The sequence below is a fragment of the Actinosynnema sp. NPDC049800 genome (assembly GCF_040656635.1).
Lineage (GTDB): Bacteria > Actinomycetota > Actinomycetes > Mycobacteriales > Pseudonocardiaceae > Actinosynnema.
Genome location: NZ_JBFAMT010000091.1, coordinates 1 through 22,271 on the forward strand (window position 1 = coordinate 1; position 22,271 = coordinate 22,271).

Below are 22,271 nucleotides of genomic sequence, written 5' to 3' on the forward strand. Positions count from 1 at the left end.
CGTCGTGCCGTAGACGAGGTGCTTGCCGTTGTACGGCACGTAGGTGAAGTCCTTGAGCGACACCCAGCCCGACCTCGGGTTCGCCAGCACGCCCGTCGACGACCAGCGGTACGTCGACGGGAGGGAGCACTGGCCGGGCGTCGTGGTCGTGGTGGTGGTCGTCGTCCCGCCGCCGCCGACGCGGACGAGCTGCCACTGCTGGTTGGCGCCGCCCCAGTCGGAGTACTGGACGACGTTGCCGCCGTCGGCGGTGGACGCGCCCTGCACCTCCACGGCCTTGCCGCTGTTGCGGTTGATCAGGCGGACGTGGCCGCCGTCGGAGTCGGCGAGGCGGAACTGCTGGTTGGTGCCGTTGCCGTCGGCCCACTGGACGATGTTGGCGCCGTCGGCGGTGGAGAAGTTGTAGACGTCGAGCACCTTGCCGGACAGGCGTGACTTCACCCGGTAGTAGCCGCCGCCGGAGTCGACGAACTGCCACTGCTGCTGGTTGCCGTCGTTGCGGGTCCACTGGGTGATGCGGGCGCCGTCGTTGGTGGCGAGGTTGTAGACGTCGAGCGCCTTGCCGCTGTTGCGGTTCACCAGCACGTACCACGCGGTCGTGTCGATGACCCCGGGCTGGCTCGAGCCCTCGTTGAGGGCGTTGAGCACGGCGGTGTAGGCGGGCTTCTTGTTGCCCGAGGCGTCGAACAGCAGCGGGTTCTGGCCGGTCCGCCACGAGTCGCTGTCGCGGATGCCCCAGACGGTGATGCCGGTGCACCGGGCGACCGCCAGGCACGCGCGGGTGACGGCGCCGAACGCGTTGGCCTGGTTGGAGCCGGAGATGTCCAGCTCGGTGATCTGCACGTCGACGCCGAGGTCGGCGAAGCGCTGGAGGTTGGCCTGGTAGTCCGACGGCGCCGAGTTGGTCAGGTGGGACTGGAAGCCGACGCAGTCGATGGGGACGCCGCGGGCCTTGAAGTCGCGCACCATGTTGTAGATGCCGGTGCTCTTGGCGTTGATGCCGTCGGTGTTGTAGTCGTTGTAGCAGAGCTTCGCGCCGGGGTCGGCGGCACGCGCGGCGCGGAAGGAGGCCTCGATCCAGTCGTTGCCCGTGCGCTGGAAGTTGGAGTCGCGACGACCGCCGCTGGTGCCGTCGGCGAACGCCTCGTTCACCACGTCCCAAGAGTGGATCTTGCCCCGGTAGTAGGTCGCGACGCGGGTGACGTGGTTGAGCAGGGCCTGGCGCAGCGCCGAGCCCTCCATGCGCTGCATCCACCCCGGCTGCTGGGAGTGCCAGGCCAGGGTGTGGCCGCGCACCTTCATGCCGCGGCTGATGGCGTGGTTGACGATCCGGTCGCCGTTGGTGAACGTGAACTGGCCCTGGTTGGGCTCGGTCGCGTCCATCTTCATCTCGTTCTCGGCGGTGACCTGGTTGAACTCCCGGTTCAGGATCCCGACGTAGGTCGAGTCGCCGAGCTTGCCCGCCGCGACGGCGGCGCCGAAGTACCGGCCCTTCTCCGCCGCCGAGGCGCCCAGGGTCGTGCCGGCCAGGGCCAGGCCGTCGAACGCCGCCGTCATCATGGTGGCGACGAGTCCCACGACGAGCAGCAACGCCGTTGTTCTCGACCGACGCACCGGCGTCGGTCGAATGACCGCTCGTATCGAATGATTCATCACGTGTCCTCACGGATCGGCACACCGCAAGCCGTGGCGTCGCGGTGGCAGGGGGCACTTGCCGACGCCCGATCGATCTTTTGTTAGCGCTAACAACTTCGCGGTTGAACATCCCACGTGCAAAGGGGATGGCAGTGAAGTGCGGTCGTCGTCGCGATGAGCGCGCGTCGTGCCTCTCCGACTGTGAAGGATGGCACACGCCGGGTCAAGACGTTACGAAAATCTTTCGTGCAGGTAGGGCGCGGTATCGCGCTGGTGATGGGCACCTGACCGGTCGGCGTCGGGCCTCTTGGGCCGCATGGTCAGGTCGAATGGCGTTCGACTGTTAATAGCCCGCGCCTTGCTAAAGTTAGCGCAAACATTTTAGCTACCGGAACGGTGGCCTCGAATTGAGATGGAAGCGGCTGTCCCGAACGTTCGGATCGAGCACGCGCAATGGGCTGAACGGAGCAACTCCGGGTGGCTAAAGTTAGCGCTCACAGGTTTAGCTTTGACGATGTCGTCGGGACGTAGTTTCATGGGCACGACAATCAAGGTCACTCCGTTCCCGGCGGGCTCCCGCCGCGCCGAGCGCCGCCGTGGGTGCGCTGTCCTGTGGAGTCGCAACGGTCAGCACGGGAAGTGGACCCGGCCTGACGGTGGCGAACGTCGCGACGGATTCCGATGCCCTTCCGGAGGTTCTGGTGAAATCGACACCGTTGGTCGCGGCGCTGCTGCGGCGGGTGGGCGCGTTGCTCGCCGCGGTCGTGTGCGCGTCGGCCCTCGCGCCCGCGATGGCCAAAGCGGACAACCCGATCGTGCAGCACATCTACACCGCCGACCCGGCGCCGCTGGTCCACAACGGACGCGTGTACCTCTACACGGGGCACGACGAGGACGGTTCGACCTGGTTCACCATGAAGGAGTGGCGGGTCTGGTCCTCCGACGACATGGTGAACTGGACCGACCACGGCTCGCCGATGAACGTGGGCACGTTCTCCTGGGCGAGCAAGGACGCGTGGGCGGGGCAGGCGATCGAGCGCAACGGCAAGTTCTACTGGTACGTGCCCGTCGTCAACCGCGCCACCGGCCGCATGGCGATCGGCGTGGGCGTCGCCGACAGCCCCACCGGCCCGTTCCGCGACGCCATCGGCCGCCCGCTGGTGGAGAACGGCGAGATCGACCCGAGCGTCTTCATCGACGACAACGGCCAGGCGTACCTGTACTGGGGCAACCCGAACCTGTGGTACGTGCGGCTCAACGCCGACATGACGTCGTTCTCCGGCGGTCCCACCCAGATCCCGCTCACCGCGGCCGGGTTCGGCTCCCGCACTGGTGACGCCAGCCGCCCCACCCTCTACGAGGAAGGGCCCTGGGTCTACAAGCGCAACGGCGTGTACTACAACGTGTTCGCGGCGAAGTGCTGCTCGGAGTTCATCGCCTACTCCACCGCGCCCAGCCCCACCGGGCCGTGGACCTACCGCGGCACGGTCATGCCCACCCAGGGCGGCAGCTTCACCAACCACGCGGGGATCGTCGACTTCAAGGGCAGCTCCTACTTCTTCTACCACAACGGCGCGTTGCCGGGCGGTGGCGGTTTCACCAGGTCCGTGGCGGTGGAGCGGTTCACCTACAACGCCGACGGCTCGATCCCGACCATCAACATGACCACGGGCGGCGCACCTCAAGTGGGCACGCTCAACCCGTTCGTCCGCCAGGAGGCCGAGACGATCGCCTGGGGTTCGGGCATCGAGACCGAGCGTTCCGCCGAGGGCGGGATGAACGTGGGCTGGATCGAGAACGGCGACTACCTCAAGGTGAAGGGCGTCGCGTTCGGCTCGGGCGCGCGGACGTTCAACGCCCGCGTGGCCTCCGGCACCTCCGGCGGCACCGTCGAGGTCCGGCTGGACGGCCCGAGCGGCGCGGTGGTGGGGCGCTGCGGCGTCTCGGGCACCGGCGGCTGGCAGAACTGGGCCACGGTCTCCTGCCCGATCAGCGGCGCGACGGGCACCCACGACCTCTACCTCCGGTTCACCGGCGGCAGCGGCTACCTGTTCAACGTCAACTGGTGGCAGTTCGCGGCGTGACGGCGCGCGGTGGTCGCGGTCGCCGGCGGCGAAACCGCGCCCGCGACCACCGGGCTCACTGAACGTTAGATAGTTCGCGTTCACAAAGTGTGTTGTGAAGAGTCCACTGACGGAGGTCTTGCTTTCGCGTTCTCGGGCGGCACAAGGTGTTCTTGACGGCCCTTGTGACACAGCTTACTGTCGTGAGCGCTAACAATCGGAGTTGAGACCGAAACTTTCGGCCGCACGGTGCGGCAGGCTCTCGACCCGGTTCACGCGATCGCCGACCGGCGGTGGTCAACCGCATGGTGGCGGTGCCGCCTGTTCTCGCACACCTTGGAGAAGCGCTGTGAAACTCCGCTTGCCCCTGCTCCGCGCCGCCGCGGCCCTGGCCCTGCTCACCGCCTGCACACCCGGCACGGGCGGTGGTGGGGGAGGGGACGGCAAGTCGTTCGAGTTCTGGTCGTTCTCCGCCATCAACCAGAAGCTGACCGTCGACGCGTACAAGGCGAAGCACCCGGACATCGACATCAAGCTGACCGAGGTCGGCACGTCGACGGAGACCGCCCAGTCGCTGACCACGGCGCTGGCCGGCGGGAAGGTGCCGGACCTGGTGCTCATCCAGGGCGACAACCTGCCGCAGTTCGTCGACCAGCCGCAGAACTTCGTGGACCTGCGGACGCTGGGCGCCGACGACATCAAGGACGAGTACCTCGACTGGGTGTGGAAGCAGAGCGTCGCCAAGGACGGCGAGGTGCTGGGCGTGCCCACCGACGTGGGCGGCATGGCCGTGGCCTACCGGACCGACCTGTTCGCCGCCGCCGGCCTGCCCACCGACCGGGAGTCCGTGAGCGCGCTGTGGCCGACGTGGGACGCGTTCATCGAGACCGGTAAGCGCTACAAGCAGGCCACCGGCAAGGCGTTCACCGACAACGCGGCGACCAGCGTGTTCTACCAGGCGGTCAACCAGGTCTCGGAGAAGTACTACAGCGCGGACCGCAAGCTGGTCTACAGCACCAACCCGCAGGTCAAGGCGGCGTTCGAGCTCGGCATCAAGGCGGCCACCTCCGGGATCACCGCCGGGCAGTCCTCGTTCGAGAGCGCGTGGAGCGCCGGCATGGGCCAGGGCGCGTACGCCGCGGTGTCCGCGCCGTCGTGGATGCTCAACAGCATCCGCACCACCGCCCCCGACACCAAGGGCAAGTGGGACATCGCCAGGATCCCCGGCGGCTCCGGCAACTGGGGCGGAAGCTACCTGGCCATCCCCAAGGGCGCGAAGAACCCCCAGGCCGCCTGGAACTACATCAAGGAGATGCAGTCGCCCGCGGGCCAGCTGGAGCACTTCAACCGCGTCGGCGCGCTGCCCTCCACGCCGGAGGTCTACCAGGACGCCAAGCTCACCGACGCGAAGGACCCGTTCTTCTCCGACGCGCCGACCGGCAAGATCTACACCGACTCGCTGCTGGGCCTCAAGCCGTTCTACATCGGTCCCGACAGCGCCGCCATCGGCCAGGAGTTCCTCGACGCCATCACCAACGTCGAGCAGGCGGGCGGCGACCCGGCCACCGCCTGGGACGACGCGCTGCGCAACATCAAGACCGCCATCGGCGAGTGACGACCGTGACCGCCACGCTGACGCCCGCGCCGTCGGCCGCACTGCCGCCCCCTGCCTCCCCGAGGGGCAGGGGGCTCGCGGAGCGCCTGTCGCCGTACGCCTACATCGCCCCGTTCTTCGTCCTGTTCGGCGTGTTCGGGCTGTTCCCCCTCCTCTTCACCTTCTACGTGGCCCTGTTCGACTGGAACCCCATCGGCGACCAGGTGTTCATCGGCACGGACAACTTCACCCGCATGTTCGCCGACCCGCGGTTCTGGAACGCCGCGGGCAACACGGTGAGCATCTGGGCGCTGTCCACCGTCCCGCAGCTGCTGCTGGCGCTGGTGCTGGCGCACGTGCTCAACCACGCCCGGCTGCGGTTCGCGCTGTTCTTCCGGATGTCGGTGCTGGTGCCCTACATCACGTCGGTGGCGGCCACCGCGGTCGTCTTCGCGCAGCTGTTCGACCGGGACTACGGGCTGCTCAACTGGGTGCTCGGGCTGGTCGGGATCGAGCCGGTGGACTTCGTCCAGTCCACTTGGGGCAGTCACGTCCTCATCGCCACGATGGTGACCTGGCGGTGGTTCGGCTACACCACGCTGCTCTACCTGGCTTCGCTGCAATCGGTGCCGCGGGCGGTGTTCGAGGCCGCGGCCATCGACGGCGCGGGGCCGTGGCAGCGGTTCCGGCACATCACCATCCCCTCGCTGCGACCGGTGATCATCTTCACCGTCGTCACGTCCACCATCGGCGGCCTGCAGATCTTCACCGAGCCGCTGCTGACCGGCTCGGGGCTGACCTGCGGCGCGGTGCGCCAGTGCCAGACGTTGACGTTGTTCCTGTACGAGCAGGGTTTCGGGCAGTTCGAGTTCGGCTACGGCTCGGCGATCGGGGTCGCCCTGTTCGTCATGGTCGTGGCGATCGCCGCGGTGAACTTCGTGCTGTCCACCCGGATCAAGGCGGACCGATGACGAGCACCGCGACGCGCAACCGAGGCCCTGGCCGGGTCCGCTGGTGGACCTACCTCATGCTGGCCGCCGCCACGGTCGTGTGCCTGTTCCCGCTGTACTGGATGTTCATCGTCGCCACCACCGACACCGCGGCCGCGACGCGGATGCCGCCCGAGGTCGTGCCCGGCGGCAACTTCTTCCACCTCGCCGGGCTGGTCCTGGACACGGTGCCGTTCGTGCAGTCGCTGCTCAACAGCCTCGCCGTGGCCACCGCGATCGGCGTCGGTCAGGCGGTGCTGTGCTCGCTGGCGGGGTTCGCCTTCGCGAAGCTGCAGTTCCCGGGCCGCAACACCCTGTTCGTGGTCGTCGTGCTCACCATGACGGTGCCCACGCAGCTCTCGGTCATCCCGCAGTACATGATCATGTCCGAGCTGGGCTGGGTCGACACGCTGCAGGCGCTGATCGTGCCCGGCCTGGCCAGCGCGTTCGGCATCTTCTGGATGCGCCAGCACATCTCGGCCACGATCAGCGACGAGTTGATGCAGGCGGCCCGCATCGACGGCGCGAGCACCGCGCAGGTGTTCTGGCGCATCGCGTTCCCGATCGTGCGGCCGGCCGCGTTCGTGCTCGGCCTGTTCGGGTTCATCACCGCGTGGAACGACTTCCTGTGGCCGTTCATCGTGCTCAAGTCGCCCGAGCGCTACACCGCCCAGATCGCCATCAAGGCGCTCCAGAACAGCCTCGACGTCGACCTCGGGCTGGCCATGTCCGGCTCCTTCCTCGCCACGATCCCGCTGGTCGTGCTGTTCGTCGTGGTCGGACGGCGGATGGTCGCGGGCATCCTCGAAGGCGCCTTCAAGGGCTGACACCCTCGCACAACAAGGAAAACCATTGACCTCACCGAAGTCCGAGGCGTCGTTCTACGACAACCCCGTGATCCCCGGGTTCCACCCCGACCCCAGCGTGTGCCGGGTCGGCGACGACTACTACCTGGTGTGCTCGAGCTTCGAGTACTTCCCGGGCGTGCCGCTCTTCCACAGCCGCGACCTGGTGAACTGGCGGCAGATCGGCAACGTCCTGGACCGGCCGTCCCAGCTGCCGCTGCCGGCCGACGCGATGGCGTCGGACGGGATCTACGCGCCCACGATCCGGCACCACGACGGCCGGTTCTGGATGATCACCACGAACGTCTCGCACGGCGGCAACTTCGTCGTCACCGCCGAGCGACCCGAAGGCCCCTGGTCGGACCCGGTGTGGCTTGACCTGCCCGGCATCGACCCCGACCTGGCGTGGGACTCGGACGGCAACTGCTGGTGCTCCTTCGCGGGCGCGCACGGGCCCACGTTCAACGGCGTGCAGGTCGCCCGGGTCGACCCCGAGGCGGGGAAGGTGCTGGAAGGGCCGTTCCCGGCCTGGGCGGGCACCGGGTTGCAGTGGCCGGAAGCGCCCCACCTGTACCAGGTCGGGGAGTGGTGGTACCTGATGATCGCCGAGGGCGGCACCGAGCGCGGCCACACCGTGGCCATGGCCCGCGCCCGCTCGCCGCGCGGTCCGTGGGAACCGGCGCCGGTCAACCCGATCCTGTCGCACCGCAGCACGAGCCAACCCGTCCAGAGCACGGGTCACGCCGACCTCGTCACCACGCCGGACGGCGAGTGGTGGATGGTGCTGCTGGCCACCCGCCCGGTCGGCTACAGCCCCAAGTTCCACGTCCTGGGCCGGGAGACCTTCCTGACCCCGGTCCGGTGGGAGGACGGCTGGCCCCGCGTCGGCCCCGTCAACCTGAGGGAACGGGCGCCGGTCGGCGCACAGGAGCCGCAGGCCGCCCCGGAGCGGGACGACTTCGACGCCCCCGGGCTCGACCCCCGGTGGATCTCGCCGCGGGCGCGGCCGGACGGCTCGTGGTCGGTGACCGAGCGGCCGGGGTGGCTCGCGCTGCACGCCACCGGCTCCACGCTGGACCGGCCGGGCTGCACGTTCGTCGGCCGGCGCCAGCAGCACGTCGAGAGCCGGACCGCCGTCCTCCTGGATCCCGCCGCCGGTCGCGCCGGCCTGTCGGTGCGCCTGGACGAGGGCCACCACTACGACCTGGAGGTGGCGGACGGGCAGGCCGCGGTCATCGCCCGCATCGGACCCCTGCGCCAGAGCGTGGCCACGAGACCCGTGCCACCGGGCCCGCTGACGCTCGTGATCACCACCCGCTCGGCCCGCCGGTGGCCGGCGGGGGAGGAGCCGGCGGGCCTGCACGTCGCCGCGCCGGACTACCTCGCCTTCCACGTCGGCGAGGACCCGGAGCCGCTGGCCGAGCTGGACGGCCGGTACCTGTCCACGGAGGTCGCCACCGGCTTCACGGGCCGGGTGATCGGCATGTACGTCACCGAGGGCACCGCCTGGTTCGACTGGTTCGACCACGGTCCGCTCGACGCCGCACGGCCCTGACCTCGCCCGGTCGTCCCGGTCCGCGGCGAAGCGGCCGGGACGACCGGAAGTGGGGGCTCAGGTGATCAGCGGGAGGCCGTGCCCGGTTCGGCGACGGGCTGCCACGCGCCGTGCAGGCCGTCGAGCATGTCCGCGACGGTGTGGGCCTGCACGTCGGTGGGCGGGTCGGTGGTGAACCGGCTCACGACGGCGCGCACGTGACCCTGGGCGGGGCCCGCGAGGCCGTCGTAGACGGCGGTGAACAGGTTGCGGGCGGGTTCGCGCAGCCAGCCCGGCGGCAGCAGCTCCAGCGGCAGGCGCGGGTCGAGGATGGGCAGGCGGCGGTAGGTGTCCATGACCTCGGTGCGGGCGCGGACCGCTTCGATCCCGGTGATCCGGGAGGCGCGGATGTCGGGCAGCAGCGGCCGCCAGCGCCGGATGAACGCGTCGTAGTGGCGGGCGATGGCGGTGGTGTCCCAGGCGTCGAGGGGGTTGCGGCCGGTCCGCTCACCGAGGTCGACGTGGCGGGCGCGGAAGACGGTCATGGTGCCGGCGGCGAGCTCGGCCAGCTGCGCCCTGGCCTTGTCGGTGAGGTCGTGCGGCGAGATCCAGAGGCCGTCGTAGAGGGGCGCGCAGCCGAACCAGCGCAGCCGGCTGCGGACCTCCCGCCGCCGCGCGACCTCGTCCTGCGGCAGCGAGAAGGCGATCAACGTCCACCGGTGGTCCCACGGCTCGGCGGCGGCCGCCGCGGCGACGATGGACCGACCTCCGGCGGCGAGGTCGAGGGCGGCGGCCGAGGTGAGCCGGTAGGAGCTGTTGCGGCCCTGCTTGCTGCCTTCGAGGACACCGCGACGGGCGAGCCTGCTGATGGTGGTGCGCGCCCCGGCGTGGCTGACACCCGCCTCGGCGAGCAGCGCCACGATCGCGGCCGACGGCAGCCAGGCGCCGGTCCGCAGCGTGTAGTCGGCGAGCAGGGTCACGGTCAGGCCCTGCGGTGAGTTGCCGGACTGCCGCCGGGGAAGCCGGACCGCGTCGTCCGGGAAGATCTCCTCGATGTCGTACGGGCTGGTCACGGCGGCTCCGGCGGTGGCTCGGACAGGTCGTCACCACCGACCCTAATCGGGCGCGATCCCGTCGCACGGCCACACCGACCTGGCGAGACGGTCGATTGACAGTTTCTCGACCGGGCGGCACTCTAAGTGTCACACGATGGACGGCGTCCGATCAGCCGAGTCCGTGCGCTCGATCGCATCGGCTGGTCACCCGCCGGACACGTCCACGCGTGGCTCTCCCTCCGCCGCACCGCGGGTCGCACCCGGCCCGCTGCCAGCACCCTGTCCGGCCGTGCGCGACACAAAGGAGTCAAGCGCATGAAGGTCAAACCGAGCCTGCTACTCGCCGCCGCGACGTCACTCGTCGTGGCCGGCCTCGTCTCCGTCGCCTCAACGCCCGCGTCCGCGGCGTCGTTGACGGAGGTCACCAACTTCGGCTCCAACCCCGGTGGGATGCGGATGCACGTCTACGTGCCCGATTCCCGCCCGGCCAACCCCGGGATCGTCGTGGCCATGCACGGCTGCGGCGGCTCGGGCCCCGGCTTCTACTCCGGCAGCGAGTTCGCCTCGCTGGCCGACCGGCACGGTTTCGTCGTCATCTACCCCAGCGCCGAGCAGCAGGCCGGGTTCGGCAAGTGCTTCGACACGTGGTCCGACGCGGCCAAGCGCCGCGGCGGCGGCAGCGACCCCGTGTCGATCGTGTCGATGGTCAACTACGTCCAGCAGCGCTATGGAGGCGACCCCAACCGGGTCTACGCCACGGGATCGTCGTCCGGCGGCATGATGACCCAGCACATGCTCGCCCTGTACCCGGACGTGTTCAAGGCGGGTGCGTCGTTCATGGGCGTGCCCTTCAACTGCTTCGCCAACGCCGCCGACTTCCCGCCCGGCAGCAGCAAGTGCACGGGTAACGGGGGAGCGAACCGCACCCCGCAGCAGTGGGGCGACGCGGTGCGCCAGGCTTACCCCGGCTACACCGGCGTGCGGCCGCGCGTCCAGCTCTGGCACGGCACCAACGACACCCTCGTGCCGTACGCGCTGCTCCAGGAGAGCATCGAGCAGTGGACCAACGTGTTCGGCCTGAGCCAGACGCCGTCGTCCACCGACACCCCGCAGACCAACTGGAACCGGCGCCGCTACAACGACACCTCCGGCACCACCCAGGTCGAGGCCTACAGCATCCAGGGCGCCGGGCACAGCCTGCCCGCCGGCGGCATGGCAGCCCAGGCCATCGCGTTCTTCGGCCTGGACCGGCCCGGTGGCCCGACCAGCACGACCACGACGACGACCACCACGAGCACGACGACGTCCACCACGACGTCCACCACGACGACGACCACCACGCCGGGCGGCTCGGAGTCGTGCCGCGTCACGGGCACGGTCAACGCCTGGAACACCGGCCTCACCGAGAACCTCACCATCACCAACACCGGCTCCACGGCGATCAACGGCTGGTCGCTGGTCTTCACGTTGCCGAGCGGGCAGACGATCACCTCCGGCTGGAGCGCCACCTACTCGCCCACGTCCGGGCAGGTGACCGCGCGCAACGTGGCTTACAACCCCGTGATCGCGCCCAACGCCTCGATCGGCATCGGCTTCCAGGCGACCCACAACGGCAACACCGCCAAACCGGCCTCCTTCACCCTCAACGGTGCGCCGTGTTCCACCTCCTGAGCGACCGCGAACCCCGACCCGACAACGGGAGGAGCAGTGCGATGACAAGGCGAAGGTCGATCCTGGGCTCGGTCGCGGCGGCGGCGCTGCTCGTCGTGGCCTCCATCGGCACGGTGTTGAGCGGCGACCTCGGCGAGCGCACCTCGGCCGCGGCGGTCGGCGCCGCGGCGGCGACCGCGGGCTGCGGCAAGGCGCCGTCGCTGCGCAGCGGCACGATCACGATCCAGAGCAGCGGCAAGTCCCGCAGCTACATCCTGCGGGTCCCGGACAACTACGACGTGAACCGCCCCTACCGGGTGGTCTTCGGCTTCCACTGGCTGAACGGCTCGGCCACCGACGTCGCCACCGGCCGGACCGTGCAGACGGACGTCTGGGCCTACTACGGGCTCCAGCGCCTGGCCGACAACAGCACCATCTTCGTCGCGCCCCAGGGCCTGAACAGCGGTTGGGCCAACTCCGGCGGCGAGGACATCACGCTCGTCGACGACATCAACCGGCAACTCGACGCCGGCCTCTGCGTCGACACCACGCAGCGCTTCGCCGTCGGCTTCAGCTACGGCGCGGCCATGAGCTACGCCGTCGCCTGCGCCCGGCCGGACGTCTTCCGCGCGGTCGCGGTCTACGCCGTGGGCCAGCTCAGCGGGTGCAGTGGCGGCACCCAGCCCATCGCCTACTTCGCCGCGCACGGCCTGCGGGACAACGTCCTCGGCATCTCGGGCGGCCGGTCGATGCGCGACCGCTTCGTCCGCAACAACGGGTGCGCCGCCCAGAGCCCGCGTGAGCCGTCGCAGGGCAGCCTGACCCACGTGACCACGACCTACTCGGGGTGCCGCGAGGGCTACCCGGTGGTCTGGGCTGCGTTCGACGAGGGGCACATCGCCGCGCCGCAGGACGGCGCACCCGGCGACAGCGGCTCCCGGACCTGGTTGCCGGCCGAGACGTGGCGGTTCTTCACCCAGTTCCAGAGCGGTCCGACGACGACGACGACCACGACCACGACGACGAGCACCACGACCACCACGACGACAACCACGACCACGACGGGTCAGCCGGAACCCGGCACCTGTCGCGTCACCAACACCACCAACGCCTGGAACACCGGGCTGACCGCCGACATCACCATCACCAACACCGGGACCACCGCGGTCAACGGCTGGACCCTGACCTTCACCCTCCCACCGGGTCAGGCGATCACCTCCGGCTGGAACGCCACCTACTCGCCCACGTCCGGACAGGTGGCCGCGCGCAACGTCTCGTACAACGCGACCATCGCGCCCGGCGCGTCGGTGGGCATCGGCTTCCAGGCCACCCACACCGGCAACACCGGCAAACCCACCGCCTACACCCTCGGCAACGCCACCTGCACGATCGCCTGACCACGGCCGTCGAGGCACGACCCGCAGACGACGAGGCGGCCCGGGAACTTCCCGGGCCGCCTCGTTCATGCGGTCACGCCGTCAGCGACAGGAGTGCGCGTCGTACGGCGCGGTGAGCCCGAGCGACACCTCCTGCCCGTCCACGGTGGCGGTCGCCGTGACCGCCGCCGCCCCCGCGTCCACGGTCGACCGCCGGGAGTTGAACGGGTGGGACCGGCTCTTGCCCGGCTCGACGTCGTCGAACGACTTGGCGCCGAACGGCGTCTCGACCACGACGTCGACCGGCACGGACTCGTTGTTGGTCACGTGCACGGTGAGCTTGACGTGCGGGCCCGCGCACCGGGTGTCCGCACTGGTCGCGACCTTCAACGACGGCTTGGCGAACCGCCAGCTGTCGACCTCGACCAGGTCCTTGCCGTCGGGGCCGACGAACGTGAAGTACACGTCGTGCACGCCCGACACGCCGTCGAGCTCGGCGCCGACCTCGGCCCACTCGCCGACCGGCGCGTCGACCGGGATGGTGGCGACGACCGGCCCGGCGCGGTCGTCCAGGCGGACCTGGATGCTCGTGCCCGCCGTGAGCGGCTTGACGCGCGCCGACACCCCGGTGGCCCCGGACCCGAAGTCCGCCGAGGCCAGCGACGTCCAGTCACCGTTGTCGACGTCGTGCAGGGCCAGGTTCGGCAGGTCGTTCGGCGCGGTGAGCCGCTTGGTGGCCAGCCCCTGCTGCCAGGCGATGGTCTCCGCCTCGACCACCCGGTAGGGGTCGAGGTGGCGGATCTGCTCGACGCCGTCGAAGGTGCCGAGGACCTCCTTCACGGTGCCGTCGGCGTTGAACTCCAGCTTCGCGATGTGCGGGCTGCGGAACCCCTGCGTCGCGCCGCCGGTGATGCGGCGGTTCAGCGTCTGGGCGTGGTAGGTGAAGTAGTGCTCGCCGTTCAGCTCGAAGACCGACTGGTGGTTGTTGCCGCCGGCGCCGAAGTAGACGCCGGGGTTCTTGAAGATGACGCCCGCGTACTTGTCGGGCGTCCACGGGCCCATCGGGCTGTCGGCCATGAGGTAGGCGATGGCGCCGGTCGGCGGGCCGTTCGGGTCGATCGGGCCGCCGAACCCGAAGTTCGACGAGTACGAGTAGTAGTACTTGCCCTCGCGCTTGAAGACGTGACCCGCCTCGAACATCAGCGGCGCGTCGATGGTCTCGGCCGACCCCACGGTGCTGATCATGTCGTCGCCGAGCTTGATCACGCGCGTGGACTTGGGGTGGTTGGTGTTCTCGGCGGAGTTGGAGCCGTCGTTGCCGCCGCCACCGAAGTAGAGGTAGGCCTGACCGTCGTCGTCGACGAACGCGCCCGGGTCGAACAGCCAGTTGCGGCCGTCCGAGGCGCCGGGGGTCTGGCTGGTGATGAGCAGGCTGCCGCGCTCGTCGCGCCAGGGGCCCAGCGGCGAGTCGCCGACCAGGACGCCGGTCGCGGCGCCGTTGTTGGCGAAGTACAGGAAGAACTGCTCCTTGCCGCCGACGACGCGGCTCTCGACCGCGGGCGCCCAGGACTGCGAGGCGTACTTGGCGAGGCCGTTCGGCCCGGCCACCGGGATCTCGCCGTGGTCGGTCCAGTTGACCAGGTCGTCGGAGGAGATGACGGTGATGGTGTTGATCCCGCCGTAGGTGTTGGTCGGCGAGGTCCCGTCGGGGCCCGGGTTGTACACCTGGGTGTCGTTGGTCATGTACACGTAGACCCGGCCGTCGTGCACGAACGCGTTGCCGTCCGCGCCGAACTTGTGGGAGATCAGCGGGTTGCCCTCGCCGGGGTTCTTGCCGAGGACCTCGATGGTGGTCGACGGGGTGAACTCGCGCAGGACGACGTCGTCCACCTTGAAGTCCATCAGGTGGGTGGCCGGCGCGGCACCCGGGTCGGCCGTCCACGGCGTCTCGACGAAGACGCGGGGCGTGGTGACGGACTGCCCCGCGGGGATCGTGAACGTGCCCTGGAGCAGGCCCCACTGCCCGCGCGGCACCGTGCCCGTGCCGAGGTTGGTGTAGGTCGAGCCGCCGTAGTGCATGGTCACGAAGAACTGCTTGGTCGCGGGGCTGGCCGCGTTCTCGTACTTCACCCACGCGGTGACCGTGTAGGTCTTGCCGGCCTGCACCTTGCCGGCCAGGTCCTGCGCCGGTCCCGAACCGGTCGTCTTCCGGTTGGTCACCTGCACGGCGCCCGAGCCCGAGTGGGCGTCGGCGGTCGTGGACAGCACGGCGCCGTCGGTGGCGTTGCCGCTGTTGACGGTCCAGCCGGTGAGGCCGTCCTCGAAGCCGGGGTTGGTGATGAGGTTCGGCTCGGCGGCGGTCGCCGCCGGGGTGGCCGCGAGACCGGCCGCGAACAGGGCGCCGACGGCGGCGAGGACGACTGCTCTTCGCCGTCCCGACCGCTGCGGACGTTGTCGATCCACGAGATTCTCCTTGTGCTGGGTACCGCGGGTTACTTGCAGGCGTGCGCGTCGTGCGGTGCTTCGAGCACGACCGAACGCGGCTTGCCGTCGACCGTCGCCGACGCGGTGACCGAGGCCGATCCCGCCGGCACGCTCGACTGCCGGGTCATGAACGGGTGCGAGCGGGTCTTGCCGGCCGGGACGTCGTCGAACGACTTCGTGCCGTACGGCGTCTCGACCGAGACGTCCACCGGGACCGCCTCGTGGTTGGTGAACTCGACGGTGAGCACGACCTTGGGCCCGGCGCACCGGGTGCGGGCGGACACCTCGACCGCCACCGGGAACCGCGCCACCCCGAGCCGGGCCAGCTCCAGGCTCAACGCCCGCTCGGGCGCGTCGACCTGGTTCTGCGTCCCGAAGGTGGACGCCCGCGCGGCTTGCGCCTTGCCCAGCGCGTCGCGCATGGCGGACCACGCCGCCGCGGGGTAGTGGTGCTCGTCCAAGGTGGACGCGTGGGCGATCGCCGCGTCCAGGTCGCCGGTGTCGAGCGGCTCGCCCGCCGCGGTCAGGGTGTCGCTGAGCAGGAAGTGGTCGAAGTCCACGCTCCCGCCCGCCCGCTTGGTCGCGTAGTCGAACAGGCCCCACCGGTGGCCCATGAAGTGGGCCAGGCTGCCGTCCAGCGTCTGAGGCCCGACGCGGTTGCCCAGCTTGTGCCAGGCGCGGCCGTCCAGGCTGTAGTAGAACGTGGTCCAGCCCTGACCGGTCGGCGCGTCGAACTCCACGTCGCCCTTGAGGTGGACCACCGTGGCGTCGTCGAGCGGCACCTCGGTCCCGGGCACGAAGCTCTCCGCCGTCGACTGGTCGAACGTGACCGGGAAGGGCTGGACCCGGTTGACCACCCCGAGGGTGTTGCGGCCGTCGACACGCTTCACCGCGACGTAGGAGAAGCCGCGGTTGTACATCGCCAGGCCCGCGACGTCGCCGTCCCGCATCCCGGAGAAGTCGAGCTTGGTCTCCGCCGAGCCCTTCGGGCCGAACGTCCGCTGCGAGAGCGTGTTGCGCGCCTCCTCGAACCACGTCAGCTCGGCCCGGTTCGACAGCTTGGTGTAGAGGTAGTCGCCGGTGACGACCTTGCCGGTGGTGAGCCGCAACCAGCCCTCGCGGTCGGTGAGGGACCAGTGCCGGTTGTCCGGGGCGTGGTTCCACTCCCAGTGCAGGCCGAGCCGCGAGCCGTTGGGCCTGATCTCGTCCTCGGACGGGTGCTCGGTGGTCACCGGCTGACCCACGACCGAGACGTCGTCGAGCAGGTACTCGACGCTGGACGAGGGCGGCTGCGGGTTGGCCCACGGCGTCTCGACCGCGAACTTCACCTTGCCGGTCGCGGCCGTGCCCGGCACGGTGAACCGGCCCGAGACCGTCGTCCACCGACCGGCCGGGACGTCCCCGGACGCCATCACCTGGACACCGGCGCCCCAGTCGGCGACGAGGTTGAACCGCACGGTCGCCGGGCCGGCGGCGTACTTGACCCTCGCCGACACCGCGTACGTCACGCCGCGCTGCAACACGCCGTCCAGGGACTGGTTCGGCCCCGAGCCGTTGACGGTCCGGTCGGCCACCCGCAACGCCGTGGAGCCGTCGGCCGGCTCCAGGCTGAGCCGCGCGCCGAACTGGGCCGCCCACGGCGACACGGCGCCGGACTCGAAGCCGGGGTTGCGCACCAGTTCCACGCCGATGAGCGACTCGTCGACGACGGGCGGGGTCGGGATGGTCCACCGCTCGTCCATGTACGCCTTGTGCGGCGCGTCGTTGGCGAAGTCGTCCGAGGCGACGAGGCTCTTCTGCCGCTCCAGGGCCTCCTGCGCCGGGCTCAGCCGGATCGGCTTGTCGAACACCCCGTTCACCGGCACCACGCCGGCGTCGCCGAAGGTGGGCCAACCGTCCTGCCACGTGGCCGGGATCAGCGCCGGGATGCGGCCGACCGGGAACGAGTCGCGGAAGAACATGCCGTACCAGTCGGTCCGGCCGCCGTCACGCGCGATCGGCACGAGGCTGCCCTGCGCGAAGCCGTTCGAGTTCAACGCGCCGCGCGCCTGGTACGGGTTGCTGCCGTCGGCCGTCGCGTAACGCCCGAGCAGCTCCGGCGAGCGGAAGAGCGCCACCTGGCGGCCCTGCCCCGCCGGCCAGGTGATGATCACGATGTAGTAGTTCCCGTCGATGTACTGCACCTGGGCGCCCTCGAACAGCCCGCCGAGGAACGGTGATCCCGGGTAGTCCGACGGCCGCAGGATGTTCGGGTACTCCGCCACCACCCGGGTCAGGGTGCTGTCCAGCTTGACCGCGCTGGTCGAACCCGACCCGTAGAAGATGTACGGCGTGCCGCCGTCGCGCTCGTCGAAGTACAGCGACGGGTCGTGGAACGCGCGCCCCAGCGGCATCCGCGTCCACGCCCCGTCCTCGATGTCGTCGGTGCGGTAGAGGTAGGAGCCGCCGAGGTTGTTGGTGTTGAAGGCGACGTAGAACTGCCCGCGGTGGTAGCGCAGCGACGACGCCCACTGGCCCTGGCCGTAGGAGTTCTGGCCGTTGCGCAGCGAGAACGAGTCGCCGATGTCCGCCCGGTCGAAGACGTAGTTGACGATCTCCCAGTTCACGAGGTCGTAGGACTTCATGATCGGCGCGCCCGGGCTCAGGTGCATCGTCGTGCTGATCATGTAGTAGAGGTCGCGGCCCTCGTCGTTCTCCGCCGCCGGGACGCGCTCCACGCTCACGTCCGGCACGTCGGAGTTGACCAGGGGGACGGAGTAGGTGCCGTCGCCCTTGTCGGTCGACGTGTACGACGGCTCGGGCGTCCACTCGTCCGCCGCTTGGGCCGGTGGGCCGACCGAGGCGAGGGCCGCGCCGATCAAAGCGGCCACCGCGACCGCCGTGGCGACGAGCCGCAGTGCGCGGTTCGGGCGCCGGGTGCGCGGGCGAGCGTGGGCGGTCACGGGCATGGACGACTCCAGACGCGGTTGTGGCGGAAGGCGTGGGGCGAAGCCCCGGGCGTGGCGACAACGCGGCCCAGCCCGTGGGGTCTATTACCGCGAACGTCAATCGGAAAGTGGCATGACGTTCCTTCACGAGGGCGTGAGGGGGTGGATGTGATCGCTAACATCGCCGCCCGAGACGGCCTGGTTCCGGTGAGCTGGCAGCGGCAACATCGTGCTGCGGGACAGTGTTAGCGATAACACAAATGGGTGTCAAGACTGTTCCCGCTCGAGGACGCGCACGAAACACTTGCGGAAGGGTCGGTCACTGCTCTGCGTTGCCGTGGCCGGTGGGAGCTAAAAATCGGACTCGAATATTTAGCATTCACGCGCGTTGACCGGCGGGCGGAAATATGGCTACATTGACTTGCTGATCATCGTCGATCGGCCGCGATGTCGACTGCCCGGCGCCAATCCCGATGTGCGTGGTCGTTTCGGCGTGCCGTCCCGACCACCGACCGTGCCCGGCGTGCCGCGGCGGTCAGCGGCCGTCCGCGGTCGGTCTACCTCGCGGCCGGTTCCGCGCAGATGGGACCATTAGTGGGGAACAGGACTTCCAGTGCGCCCGCGATGGCCGACGTCGCCCGGCTCGCCGGGGTTTCGCACCAGACGGTGTCGCGGGTGCTCAACGGGCACCCGTACGTCCAGGAGCAGACGCGCTTGCGGGTCCAGGCGGCGATCGAGGAGTTGGGCTACCGCCCCAACCGCGCCGCCCGCGCACTGGTGACGGGCCGCTCGCAGCTGATCGGGGTGGTGGCCCAGAACACGACCCTGTGCGGGCCGATCTCGCTGCTGGCGGCGTTCGAGCAGGTGGCGGTGGAGGCCGGGTTCGTGGTGACCGCGCACCGGGTGAACGTGCTGGACCGCGAGTCGATCACCACGGCCCTGGAGCGGCACCGCGACCAGCGGGTGGCGGGGATCGTCGTCATCGCACCGACCGCGTCGGCCCACGACGCGGTGGACACGGTGTCCGCCGGCGTGCCGCTGGTGATGGTCGACGGCGACGCCGAGCGCTCGACCCCGCTGGTGACCGTCGACCAGGCGGCGGGCGCGTTCGCCGCCACGTCCCACCTGTTGCGGGCGGGTCACCGCACGGTGTGGCACGTCTCGGGCCCGCCCGACTGGTTCGACAGCGCCGGCCGGATCGAGGGCTGGCGGTCGGCGCTGGAGGCCGTGTCGGCGGAGGTGCCGCCGATCATGTCCGCGGACTGGAGCGCCGCGTCCGGGTACCGGGCGGGTCAGGTATTGGCGCGGATGCCCGAGGTCACGGCGATCTTCGCGGCGAACGACCACCTGGCGCTCGGCATCCTCCGGGCGATGAGCGAGCGCGGCAGGCGGGTTCCCCACGACGTGAGCCTGGTCGGCTTCGACGACGTGCCCGAGGCCGCGTACTTCATCCCACCGCTGACCACGATCCGGCCGGACTTCGCCGCGGTCGCCCGGGACGCCCTGGACCTGCTGATCACCCAGATCGAGGGCAGGGCGGTCGACGAGCCCCGCCGCACGTCCAGCCCGACGCTCGTGTCGCGGGACAGCGTCCGACCGCCGTCGGCCTGACACCGGGTTGGGCGGCACCTCGCCCGACCGCCGCTGATCCGCACCGCGACCTCCTCGGGCCGCGATCGGTCGTGGTGCACGGCGCTCGAACAGGTGCTTCACCGCGCCACGCTGCCAGCCGGGCCGTTCGCCCCTCGTGCGGTCGCGCCCTACCGCCGACGAAGCACGCCGAGCGCGGACGGGTGGTCCTCCGCGAACGAGGCGTGCGACGATCCCGGAAAACCCGCCGATCACGTGTCGGTTCCGACTCCTCGGATACCCCGGTGGCACGGGAGTGCGCGGAGAGCGGAGGTGGGCGATGACCAGCCCGGACGTCCTGAAGAGCCCGGAGAGCGCGATCGGCCGCGGTGCGGTGGTCGTCGGGTTCGACGGCTCGGAGCGGTCGCGGCGGGCCGCGTACTGGGCGGCGCGCGACGCGGCGAGCCGGGGGGCGCGCCTGGTCGTCGTGAACGTCATCCGCGGGCCGTTCCCCGAGGTGGTGGTCACGCCCGTGTCCATGCCGATGCCGCAGCTCGTCGGAGAGAAGGCGGTCCGCGCGTACACCAGGGACCACCTCGCCGAGCTCGCCGCGCAGTGCCGGAGCGTCGCGCCCGGGCTGGACGTGGACACCCGCGCGTTCGACGGGCACCCGGCCGCCGTGCTGGCCGAGGCCGGCCGGGAGGCGGCGCTGCTCGTCGTCGGCTCCTCCGGCGCGACCGGGTTGGCCAGGGTGTTCGCGGGTTCGGTCACGGCGGACCTGGCGCACCACTTCGCCGGACCGCTCGTGGTGGTCCGCGACGGCGGCGACGGGACCGACGACGGGCGGGTGGTGGTCGGCGTCGACGGCTCGGAGCCGAGCGACCGCGCGATCGACTTCGCGGTGGACCACGTGTCGCGGCACGGGGGGACCCTGGTCGGCGTGCACGCCACCACCGGGCTGCCGGTGGACGCGATGACGCCGGGCGGCGCCTGGGGCCAGGGACTCGGGCTCGGGCTGGACGTCGAGCAGCTCAGGGCGTCCGCGGACACCCTGATCGCGAGGTCGTTCGAGGCACCGCTCGCCCGCCACCCCGAGGTGCGGGCGGAGCGGGTGGTGTCGCTGGCCCGGCCCGCCCAGGTCCTGGCCCAGGAGGCGGAGGGCGCGGCGCTGCTGGTCGTGGGCAGCCACGGGCACGGCGCGGTGCGGCGCGCGCTGCTCGGCTCGGTCAGCCACGCGATGCTCCACCACGCGCCCTGCCCGCTGGCCGTCGTCCGAGGCGCCGGGCCCGAGCACTGACGAACCGCGGCACGTCGCGGATGGTAGGAAGACCTGGTGAGCAACTGGGATGACGGTGCCGGGCTGCGGCTCGCGCAGGACGAGGTCGTGTCGCTGACCAGCGAGCTGATCAGGATCGACACGACCAACACGGGGGATCCGGACACGGTCGTCGGGGAGCGCGCGGCCGCCGAGTGGGTCGCGGAGAAGCTGGCCGAGGTCGGCTACGAGACCACCTACGTCGAATCGGGGGCCAAGGGCCGCGGCAACGTGATCGCCCGCCTGGCCGGCGCCGACCCGTCCCGGGGCGCGCTGCTGGTGCACGGCCACCTGGACGTGGTGCCCGCCGACGCCTCCGAGTGGTCCGTGCACCCGTTCTCCGGCGCGGTCCAGGACGGGTACGTGTGGGGCCGCGGCGCGGTCGACATGAAGGACATGGTCGCGATGACGCTCGCCGTCGCGCGGCGGTTCAAGCGGGACGGCGTGGTGCCGCCGCGCGACCTCGTGTTCGCGTTCGTGGCCGACGAGGAAGCCGGTGGCCTGTTCGGCGCGAAGTGGCTGGTGGACAACCGGCCGGAGCTGTTCGAGGGCGTCACCGAGGCGATCAGCGAGGTCGGCGGGTTCTCCATCACGCTCAAGGACGACGTCCGGGCCTACCTGGTGGAAACCGCCGAGAAGGGCATCCGCTGGCTCAAGCTGCGCGTGCGCGGCACCGCCGGGCACGGTTCGATGATCCACAACGACAACGCGGTGGCCAAGCTGGCGGCGGCGGTCACGAAGCTGGGCAACCACCGGTTCCCGATCATCCTCACGCCGTCCGTGCGCGAGTTCCTGGCCGGCGTCTCGGAGATCACCGGGCTGGAGTTCCCCGAGGACGACATCGAGGGCTCGGTCGGCAAGCTCGGCGCGTTGTCGCGGATGATCGGGGCGACGCTGCGCGACACGGCCAACCCGACCATGCTGTCCGCCGGGTACAAGGCGAACGTGATCCCGTCGTTCGCCGAGGCCACCGTGGACTGCCGCATCCTGCCGGGCCGCGAGGAGGCGTTCGACCGCGAGCTGGCCGAGCTGCTCGGCCCGGACGTGGAGCGCGAGTGGCTCGGGCTGCCGCCGGTGGAGACGACGTTCGACGGCGCGCTGGTCGACGCGATGACGGCGTCGATCACCGCCGAGGACCCTCCCGTCAGCGCGGCGTCGGTCTCCTTGTACGACGTCCGCCTGCCCTCGGCGTGGTAACGCCACCGACGTTCGGCGAGGGTCTTGTTCCACACCAG

Annotated in this window: 14 protein-coding genes; 10 read left to right on the forward strand and 4 right to left on the reverse strand. The window is 70.5% G+C overall.

The features are described 5' to 3' along the window. On the reverse strand, nt 1-1,590 hold a 1,590-nt coding region (locus AB0I91_RS42920), incomplete at its 3' end, for a non-reducing end alpha-L-arabinofuranosidase family hydrolase (RefSeq protein WP_499641989.1). A gap of 746 nt (nt 1,591-2,336) precedes the next feature. On the opposite strand from AB0I91_RS42920, the gene AB0I91_RS42925 reads away from it, so the two are divergent. The 5 genes from AB0I91_RS42925 to AB0I91_RS42945 all read left to right on the forward strand — a co-directional run bounded on the left by AB0I91_RS42925 (nt 2,337) and on the right by AB0I91_RS42945 (nt 8,681). Further along, nucleotides 2,337-3,719, forward strand: a complete 1,383-nt coding sequence (locus AB0I91_RS42925) for a glycoside hydrolase family 43 protein (RefSeq protein ID WP_498784182.1) — start codon at nt 2,337-2,339, stop codon at nt 3,717-3,719. A 328-nt stretch (nt 3,720-4,047) separates the two neighbouring features. Beyond that, complete coding sequence (locus tag AB0I91_RS42930) at nt 4,048-5,313, forward strand: extracellular solute-binding protein (protein ID WP_498784180.1); 1,266 nt, start codon at nt 4,048-4,050, stop codon at nt 5,311-5,313. Continuing rightward, the gene (locus tag AB0I91_RS42935) at nt 5,310-6,263 is read left to right on the forward strand and encodes a carbohydrate ABC transporter permease (RefSeq protein WP_498784178.1); all 954 of its coding nucleotides are present in this window, start codon (nt 5,310-5,312) and stop codon (nt 6,261-6,263) included. The genes AB0I91_RS42930 and AB0I91_RS42935 overlap by 4 nt, the downstream gene beginning before the upstream one ends. Continuing rightward, nucleotides 6,260-7,108 carry a carbohydrate ABC transporter permease gene (locus AB0I91_RS42940; RefSeq protein ID WP_498784176.1) on the forward strand — a complete coding sequence of 283 codons (849 nt, stop codon included), beginning with the start codon at nt 6,260-6,262 and terminating at the stop codon, nt 7,106-7,108. The genes AB0I91_RS42935 and AB0I91_RS42940 overlap by 4 nt, the downstream gene beginning before the upstream one ends. A 25-nt stretch (nt 7,109-7,133) precedes the next feature. Next, complete coding sequence (locus AB0I91_RS42945) at nt 7,134-8,681, forward strand: glycoside hydrolase family 43 protein (protein ID WP_499641991.1); 1,548 nt, start codon at nt 7,134-7,136, stop codon at nt 8,679-8,681. 65 nt (nt 8,682-8,746) lie between these two features. On the opposite strand, the gene AB0I91_RS42950 is transcribed toward AB0I91_RS42945, so the two are convergent. Then, on the reverse strand, nt 8,747-9,733 hold the full coding sequence (locus AB0I91_RS42950) for a PaaX family transcriptional regulator (RefSeq protein WP_498784172.1): 987 nt from the start codon (nt 9,731-9,733) through the stop codon (nt 8,747-8,749). 297 nt (nt 9,734-10,030) lie between these two features. On the opposite strand from AB0I91_RS42950, the gene AB0I91_RS42955 reads away from it, so the two are divergent. Both AB0I91_RS42955 and AB0I91_RS42960 read left to right on the forward strand, forming a co-directional pair. Then, nucleotides 10,031-11,386 (forward strand): extracellular catalytic domain type 1 short-chain-length polyhydroxyalkanoate depolymerase, encoded by a 1,356-nt coding sequence (locus AB0I91_RS42955; protein ID WP_498784170.1) that lies wholly within the window; start codon nt 10,031-10,033, stop codon nt 11,384-11,386. Nucleotides 11,387-11,427: 41 nt separating this feature from the next. Then, the gene (locus tag AB0I91_RS42960; RefSeq protein ID WP_499641993.1) at nt 11,428-12,762 is read left to right on the forward strand and encodes a CE1 family esterase; all 1,335 of its coding nucleotides are present in this window, start codon (nt 11,428-11,430) and stop codon (nt 12,760-12,762) included. A gap of 81 nt (nt 12,763-12,843) precedes the next feature. Here the strand turns inward: AB0I91_RS42960 and AB0I91_RS42965 are convergent, their stop codons facing one another. Together AB0I91_RS42965 and AB0I91_RS42970 are read right to left on the reverse strand one after the other, a co-directional pair. Further along, nucleotides 12,844-15,204 (reverse strand): family 43 glycosylhydrolase, encoded by a 2,361-nt coding sequence (locus AB0I91_RS42965; RefSeq protein WP_499641995.1) that lies wholly within the window; start codon nt 15,202-15,204, stop codon nt 12,844-12,846. Nucleotides 15,205-15,233: 29 nt separating this feature from the next. Continuing rightward, nucleotides 15,234-18,173 (reverse strand): beta-xylosidase family glycoside hydrolase, encoded by a 2,940-nt coding sequence (locus AB0I91_RS42970; protein WP_498784165.1) that lies wholly within the window; start codon nt 18,171-18,173, stop codon nt 15,234-15,236. Nucleotides 18,174-18,776: 603 nt separating this feature from the next. Here AB0I91_RS42970 and AB0I91_RS42975 point away from each other — a divergent pair. The 3 genes from AB0I91_RS42975 (at nt 18,777) to AB0I91_RS42985 (ending at nt 22,233) form a co-directional block, all read left to right on the forward strand. Further along, on the forward strand, nt 18,777-19,763 hold the full coding sequence (locus AB0I91_RS42975; RefSeq protein WP_498784163.1) for a LacI family DNA-binding transcriptional regulator: 987 nt from the start codon (nt 18,777-18,779) through the stop codon (nt 19,761-19,763). Between the two features lie 298 nt (nt 19,764-20,061). Then, nucleotides 20,062-21,018, forward strand: a complete 957-nt coding sequence (locus tag AB0I91_RS42980; protein WP_498784161.1) for a universal stress protein — start codon at nt 20,062-20,064, stop codon at nt 21,016-21,018. Nucleotides 21,019-21,054: 36 nt separating this feature from the next. Then, nucleotides 21,055-22,233, forward strand: a complete 1,179-nt coding sequence (locus AB0I91_RS42985) for a M20/M25/M40 family metallo-hydrolase (protein ID WP_499641997.1) — start codon at nt 21,055-21,057, stop codon at nt 22,231-22,233. Nucleotides 22,234-22,271: the final 38 nt, after the last annotated feature.